The organism is Bacillus cereus group sp. BfR-BA-01316, assembly GCF_022664195.1.
GTDB lineage: Bacteria > Bacillota > Bacilli > Bacillales > Bacillaceae_G > Bacillus_A.
The window spans coordinates 20,363-27,462 of the sequence record NZ_JAKUGX010000045.1; the positions used below are offsets into that span (position 1 = coordinate 20,363).

Consider the following 7,100-nt stretch of genomic DNA (forward strand, 5'->3'; position numbering starts at 1 on the left):
CATGGAAACGACTGTAAAAAAACAAAAGAAAAATCTAGAAACAAAGAAACCATCAATTTATTCTTTACAACTTCATGAAATGCAAGATTGGTTAAAGGAACAAGGAGAACCTAAATTCCGTGCAGGACAAATTTTTGATTGGCTATATAAAAAACGTGTAAAAAATTATGAGGATATGTCAAACCTTGCTAAAGGATTGCGCGATAAATTGTCGAATTCCTTTGATATTACTACTTTAAACACTTTAGTAAAACAAACGTCTTCGGATGGAACAATTAAATTCCTATTCCAGTTATACGATGGGTACTCTATTGAAACTGTACTAATGCGACATGAATATGGAAATTCCATTTGTGTAACAACACAGGTGGGTTGCCGCATTGGCTGTACGTTCTGTGCTTCTACACTTGGTGGGTTAAAACGAAACTTAGAGGCTGGAGAAATTGTAGCGCAAGTAGTAGAAGTTCAGCGTGCGCTTGATGTAACAGAAGAACGTGTAAGTTCTCTTGTTGTTATGGGAATTGGAGAACCATTTGATAATTATGATAACTTAATGTCATTCTTACGCATTGTAAATCATGAAAAAGGAATTCATATTGGTGCAAGACATATGACAGTTTCAACAAGTGGAATTGTTCCAAAAATTTATAAGTTCGCTGAAGAAGATATGCAAATTAATTTTGCGATTTCATTGCATTCTGCAAATACAGAGTTACGTTCAAAATTAATGCCGATTAACCGTGCCTATAAGCTACCAGATTTAATGGAAGCTGTTAAATACTATGTAAATAGAACAGGGCGTCGTATTACGTTTGAATATGGCTTATTTGGAGGGGAAAATGACCAAGTTGAGCAAGCTGAAGAACTTGCTGCGCTCTTAAAAGGTGTAAAATGTCATGTAAACTTAATTCCGGTAAACTACGTGCCAGAACGTGATTATGTACGTACGCCACGAGAGCAAATTTTCTTATTTGAAAAGACGCTAAAAGATCGTGGAGTGAATGTAACAATTCGCCGTGAACAAGGTCATGATATTGATGCAGCCTGCGGTCAGTTGCGTGCAAAGGAGCGCAAAGAAGAGACGAGGTGACGAGATGAAAGCCGTGTTTCTATCGGATAAAGGAAAAGTTCGTCAACATAATGAAGATAGTGCAGGAGTTTTTCGCAATTTAGATGGAAATATTTTAGCGGTAGTAGCAGATGGAATGGGAGGTCATCGAGCTGGCGATGTAGCTAGCTCGATGGCTATTCAATTATTCCATGATTATTGGAAGCAAACGCATAATATGAATGAGCCTAAAAAGGTAGAAAAGTGGTTACATACTAACGTTGGAATTATTAATGAGCGCATATATGCTTACTCTAAGCAGCATGCAGAATGTAATGGCATGGGAACAACACTTATAATAGCCATTTGTACATCGAATTTTGTGACTATAGGTCATATAGGAGATAGTCGGTGTTATATGGTATCAGAGGGGAAAATGACGCTTGTAACGGAAGATCATTCGCTTGTAAATGAACTTGTGAGACATGGCGAAATTTCAAAGGAAGATGCAGAATATCACCCGAAAAAGAATGTTTTGTTAAGAGCATTAGGAAATGAAGAAACAGTTGGATTAGATGTTAAAACATTGGTGCTTGAAGAAGATGATCAATTACTTCTTTGCTCGGATGGATTGTCGAACAAAGTTTCTATTGCTGATATGCAACAAATTTTACAATTGAATGAACAGCTCGAGGCGAAGGGAGAGCATCTCATTCAATTAGCAAATGATCGTGGTGGAGAAGATAATATTACCCTCGTTATTATTGATTATACGGATTCGACAAACGAAAGTAGGTGAAGTGCAACGTGCTGATTGGAAAACGCTTAAATGACCGTTATAAGCTGCTGAAAATGATTGGCGGTGGAGGAATGGCCAATGTATATTTAGCTCATGATGATATACTTGGCCGAGATGTAGCGGTAAAAATATTAAGACTCGACTATTCAAATAACGAAGAGTTTATTAAACGTTTCCATCGAGAAGCGCAATCTGTTACAACGTTGTCGCATCCAAATATTGTGAATATGTATGATGTTGGGGAAGAGGATGGTATATATTATCTTGTAATGGAATATGTACCTGGACGAACATTGAAGCAATACATAATTGATCGAGGGATGTTACCGATAGGAGATGCTCTTGATATAATGGAGCAGTTAACGTCCGCTATGGCACACGCCCATCATTTTGAGATTGTACATCGCGATATTAAACCGCACAATATTTTGATTCGAGATGACGGAGTGGTCAAAGTAACAGACTTTGGAATTGCGACAGCTACAAGTGCAGCAACGATTACACATACAAATTCGGTGCTCGGTTCGGTGCATTATTTATCACCAGAACAAGCGCGCGGCGGTATAGCGAATAAACAATCAGATATTTATTCACTTGGAATTGTTATGTTTGAATTGTTAACAGGAAGACAACCGTTTTCTGGTGAATCTGCTGTTGCAATTGCGTTAAAACATTTACAAAATGAAATGCCATCTCCAAAAAGATGGAATGAAAATATTCCACAAAGTGTTGAAAATATTATATTGAAGGCAACTGCGAAAGATCCGTTCCATCGATATCAATCTGCTAACGCGATGAAACGAGATATTGAAACAGCACTATACCCAGAACGAATAAATGAACAACCATTTTACATACCAGAAGATATGGAAGCAACGAAAGCGATTCCAATTATTCAACAAGAACAACTATTTCAAAATGTAAGTGATGAAACGATTGTATTAAAAGGAAGTAAAGTGGATGAACAAGTAAGAAAAGAAGAGACCGAATCAGGTAAGAAGAAAAAGCGAAGTAATAAATGGCTGAAAGTTTTAATTACAACATTTTTACTTTTAGCGATAGGGATAACCTTAGCACTTACTGTTATTCCAGGTTTCTTTATTCCGAAAGATGTGAAGGTTCCTGATGTGGCTGGTATGAAATATACGACAGCTGTAAATACATTAGTTGAAAAAGGTTTTGAAGTTACTGAACCTAATCTTGTATATACAGATGATGTTGAAGCCGGAAAAGTGATAAAAACAGATCCTATAGCAGGAAGAGTAGTGAAAGAAAACTCTAAAATTACTATCTACCAATCAGGTGGGAAAAAGAAAAGTAAGATGCGTGATTTGACAGGAAAAGATTTCGAGAGTATAAGAGCTGAGTTAGAAGAAAAATATAAACAAGTTACAATAAATTATATTGAAAATGATAAGCCGAAAGGTGAAATTGTAGAGCAAATCCCAACGCCTGATCAAATGGTTATAGAGGCAGAACAAGAACTGAAAATTTGGGTAAGTAAAGGACCTTATCAAATAAGACCAGGTGATTTTTCAGGATGGACTGAAAATAGTGTAAAAGGTTATTTAAATGAAAGAAAGCTTGTTTCTGATATAAAAAGAGAGTATTCAGATACGGTTGATAAAGGCCTTGTTATTTCACAGTTACCAAAGCCTGGGACACCTTTAAAAGAAGGAGATAAAGTATCGATTGTTATCTCCGATGGTCCGAAGCCTAAAGTAACGAAAACGGTAAAAGTGGATAACATTTCTATCCCATATGAAGCTTCTGCAACAGGTGAGAAAAAGCCGCAAACAATAGAAATTTATAAAGAAGATATGCAGCAAAAAATGGATAAACCAGTTGAAACGAGAACAATTACTGAGTCAGCGATTATTTCTTTAGAATTTGTAATTCAAGAAGGTGCAAAGGGACATTATAAAATTGTCCGAGATGGAGTAACGATTATGGACAAGGAGGTACCATATCCAGCTCAATAATAGTGAATTCCATCGTCCTTATATAGAAGATGGAATTTATTACTCTTGCCTGTTATGCTGTCTACATCGTGGACTGTATAGCAGGCAAAAATATATGATTCAAAAAGCTGTAAAAGTGATACTGTTGTAAATAATATTTCAAATTTGATGGTAGATTAAATATATGCACCTGGATATATATTTGGTGGGCTTTGAAATAATTGTTTAAAGAACTCTAGTCTATTCATATTTAATTGCAGTTTCATTTTATACAAAATAAAGGAGAATTATATGCCAGAAGGAAAAATTGTAAAAGCTCTAAGTGGGTTTTATTATGTGCAGAATGAGGAAGGGATTACACAATGTCGTGGGCGTGGTGTATTTAGAAAGAATAAAATTACGCCACTTGTAGGAGACCAAGTTGTTTTTCAAGCGGATAATCCAAATGAAGGTTATGTGTTAGAAGTATTTGATCGGAAAAATGAACTTGTTAGACCTCCTATTGCTAATGTTGATCAAGCTATTCTTGTTTTCTCTGCGGTAGAACCAGATTTTAATCCAGGACTGTTAGATCGATTTTTAGTATTGATTGAATATCATAACATTAAACCGATTATTTGTATTAGTAAGATGGATTTAGTAGATGAAAAAATGAGAGAAACTGTTGAATCTTATGCAAATGATTATCGTGAGATGGGTTATGATGTGTTGTTTACTTCTATAAATACATCGGAAAGTATTGATATTCTGAAACCATTCTTAGAAGGTTGTATTTCCGTCGTTGCAGGCCAATCTGGTGTTGGGAAATCTTCAATGCTAAACGTATTACGTCCAGATTTAGAATTGAAAACTAATGATATTTCTTCACATTTAGGGCGTGGGAAACATACGACAAGACACGTGGAATTAATTACAGTTGGAAGCGGACTTGTTGCGGATACACCTGGTTTTAGTTCGCTTGATTTCATAGATATAGAAGTAGAAGATCTTACATATTGTTTTCCAGAGTTGAAAGAAGCGAGCCAATACTGTAAATTTAGAGGGTGTACACACCTTGCTGAGCCGAAATGTGCGGTGAAAGCTGCGGTTGAAGAAGGAAAGATTACTGAATATCGTTATAAGAATTACAAACAATTCGTAGAAGAAATTAGAGAGAGAAAGCCGAGGTATTAGTCATGATTAAAATTGCACCATCGATTTTATCAGCAGATTTTTCAAGATTAGGGGAAGAGATTAAAGATGTAGAAAAAGGCGGAGCTGACTACATTCACATCGATGTAATGGATGGACATTTCGTACCAAATATTACGATTGGACCATTAATTGTAGAAGCAATCCGTCCGATTACATCGTTACCGTTAGATGTACATTTAATGATTGAAAATCCTGATAACTATATCCCAACTTTCGCAAAAGCGGGAGCGGATATTATTACTGTTCATGTAGAAGCGTGTCCTCATCTACATCGTACAATTCAGTTAATTAAATCTCATGACATTAAAGCAGGGGTTGTATTAAATCCGCATACTCCAGTTTCAGCGATTGAGCATGTATTAGAAGATATAGACATGGTATTACTTATGACAGTAAATCCTGGATTTGGCGGACAGAAGTTTATTCATTCTGTATTACCGAAAATCAAACAAGTTGCAGAAATGGTTAAAGAGCGAAATCTAGAAGTGGAAATTGAAGTTGATGGTGGTGTCAACGCTGAAACGGCAAGACTTTGTATTGAAGCAGGAGCGAATGTTCTTGTAGCGGGATCAGCAGTATACAATCAAAAAGACCGTGGTGAAGCAATTCGTGTAATTCGCGGATAAAGAATGAACGAACCTTTATCCTAGTGAAGCTTCTAGTTCATTAAGACTTCACTATTTATACATGTTAGAGTGGCAAATAAGGAGAAAGGCAATCTACCGAATGGCAGATTGCCTTTTTACAATAGAAGGGGAAGGAAAAATGATTATTCATATTTTAGCGGGAGGACCTGCAGAATACTGCGCAGATTTTTCTCGGTATGAAAATGAAGAAGTAGTTTGGGCGGCCGTTGATAGAGGAGTGTACCGTTTGTTGAAAAGAGGGATCACTCCGGCTGTTGCGTTTGGGGATTATGATTCAGTTACTGATGAGGAATTAGCATGGATGGGACAGCAGACAAATGAATTACATATTGTCCCGCGAGAAAAAGATCAAACAGATTTAGAAATTGCAATTAGCTGGGCTTTAGAACAGAAACCAAAATTAATTCGTATTTTTGGTGCTACTGGTGGAAGACTTGATCATGGTTTAGCAAATATTCAGATGCTTTTAAAGGGATTAGAAGTAAATATAGAAATGTGTATTGTGGACAATAAAAATGAAATAATGGTGAAAAAGTTTGGTATGTATATAATTGAAGGAAACGAACATTTTCCATACGTATCATTTGTACCAGTTACTGAAAGGGTAGAAGGCATTACACTTCACGGTTTTAAGTATCCTCTTACTAATAAAACAATAGAGTGGGGATCGACACTTTGTATTAGTAATGAACTCGTTGAGGAAAAAGGTACTTTTTCATTTACTTCTGGCATATTAATGATGATAAGAAGCACTGATTGAAGAAACAATTTTGCTCCTTGCATTATATAGTGAACAAGTGGAGTAATGGGGATTAGGAGGGAAACCATGAGATTTTATACAATTAAGTTACCTAAATTTCTTGGTGGAATTGTTCGTGCGATGTTAAATACCTTCAAAAAAGACTAAAAAAAGCACCTATTACCGGTGCTTTTTCCATTGGTATAATAAAAAAAGAGCCTAGCGGCTCTTTTTTTTATTATTAAACACGTTCGATTTTGCCAGATTTTAATGCTCTAGCAGAAACGTAAACACGTTGAACTTTACCGTCAATGCGTACGCGAACTTTTTGAAGGTTAGCGCCCCATTTACGTTTTGTAGCGTTCATTGCGTGAGAACGAGAGTTGCCAGAACGAGCTTTTCTTCCAGTAATAGCACAAACACGAGCCATCTATATTTCCCTCCCTTAACTACCGTAACATACGTAATTTTTCAATATTAGTCTTTTATGCGATGCTAAAAACACTTCTATAATTTAACACAACTAAAAAGAGAATGCAACACCGTAGAAAAAAGAAATCAAGAAAAATTACTTGACACTATATGTCAATGAAGAAAAATTGAAATCAAGAAAAATTGCTTGACATACTATAGTGGTACATGTTGTATAATAACAATGGACTATTTTGCTCATCATAAAAAAATGTAATTAAAAACATAAAATATGAGAGTG

8 protein-coding genes are annotated in these 7,100 nt (G+C 35.9%); 7 read left to right on the plus strand and 1 reads right to left on the minus strand.

From position 1 onward, the window contains the following. Position 1 precedes the first annotated feature (1 nt). From rlmN to spoVM, 7 genes are all read left to right on the plus strand, one after another. Complete coding sequence (gene rlmN / locus MR071_RS23460; RefSeq protein WP_242238119.1) at positions 2–1,090, plus strand: dual-specificity RNA methyltransferase RlmN; 1,089 nt, start codon at positions 2–4, stop codon at positions 1,088–1,090. 4 nt (positions 1,091–1,094) lie between these two features. Then, a complete protein-coding gene (locus tag MR071_RS23465; protein WP_002014501.1) occupies positions 1,095–1,847 on the plus strand; it encodes a Stp1/IreP family PP2C-type Ser/Thr phosphatase in 753 nt (250 codons plus the stop codon). Positions 1,848–1,855: 8 nt separating this feature from the next. Then, the gene (gene pknB, locus MR071_RS23470) at positions 1,856–3,829 is read left to right on the plus strand and encodes a Stk1 family PASTA domain-containing Ser/Thr kinase (protein WP_242238120.1); all 1,974 of its coding nucleotides are present in this window, start codon (positions 1,856–1,858) and stop codon (positions 3,827–3,829) included. A gap of 270 nt (positions 3,830–4,099) precedes the next feature. Further along, positions 4,100–4,981: a ribosome small subunit-dependent GTPase A gene (rsgA, locus tag MR071_RS23475; RefSeq protein ID WP_002014503.1), complete on the plus strand. Its 882-nt coding sequence runs from the start codon at positions 4,100–4,102 to the stop codon at positions 4,979–4,981. Between the two features lie 2 nt (positions 4,982–4,983). Further along, positions 4,984–5,628: a ribulose-phosphate 3-epimerase gene (rpe, locus tag MR071_RS23480; protein ID WP_242238121.1), complete on the plus strand. Its 645-nt coding sequence runs from the start codon at positions 4,984–4,986 to the stop codon at positions 5,626–5,628. Positions 5,629–5,728: 100 nt separating this feature from the next. Continuing rightward, the gene (locus MR071_RS23485; RefSeq protein WP_142395862.1) at positions 5,729–6,409 is read left to right on the plus strand and encodes a thiamine diphosphokinase; all 681 of its coding nucleotides are present in this window, start codon (positions 5,729–5,731) and stop codon (positions 6,407–6,409) included. A gap of 66 nt (positions 6,410–6,475) precedes the next feature. Next, complete coding sequence (gene spoVM / locus MR071_RS23490) at positions 6,476–6,556, plus strand: stage V sporulation protein SpoVM (protein ID WP_001213599.1); 81 nt, start codon at positions 6,476–6,478, stop codon at positions 6,554–6,556. A 73-nt stretch (positions 6,557–6,629) separates the two neighbouring features. On the opposite strand, the gene rpmB is transcribed toward spoVM, so the two are convergent. Then, positions 6,630–6,818, minus strand: coding sequence for a 50S ribosomal protein L28 (gene rpmB / locus MR071_RS23495; RefSeq protein ID WP_000124776.1), 189 nt, complete (start codon positions 6,816–6,818; stop codon positions 6,630–6,632). Positions 6,819–7,100: the final 282 nt, after the last annotated feature.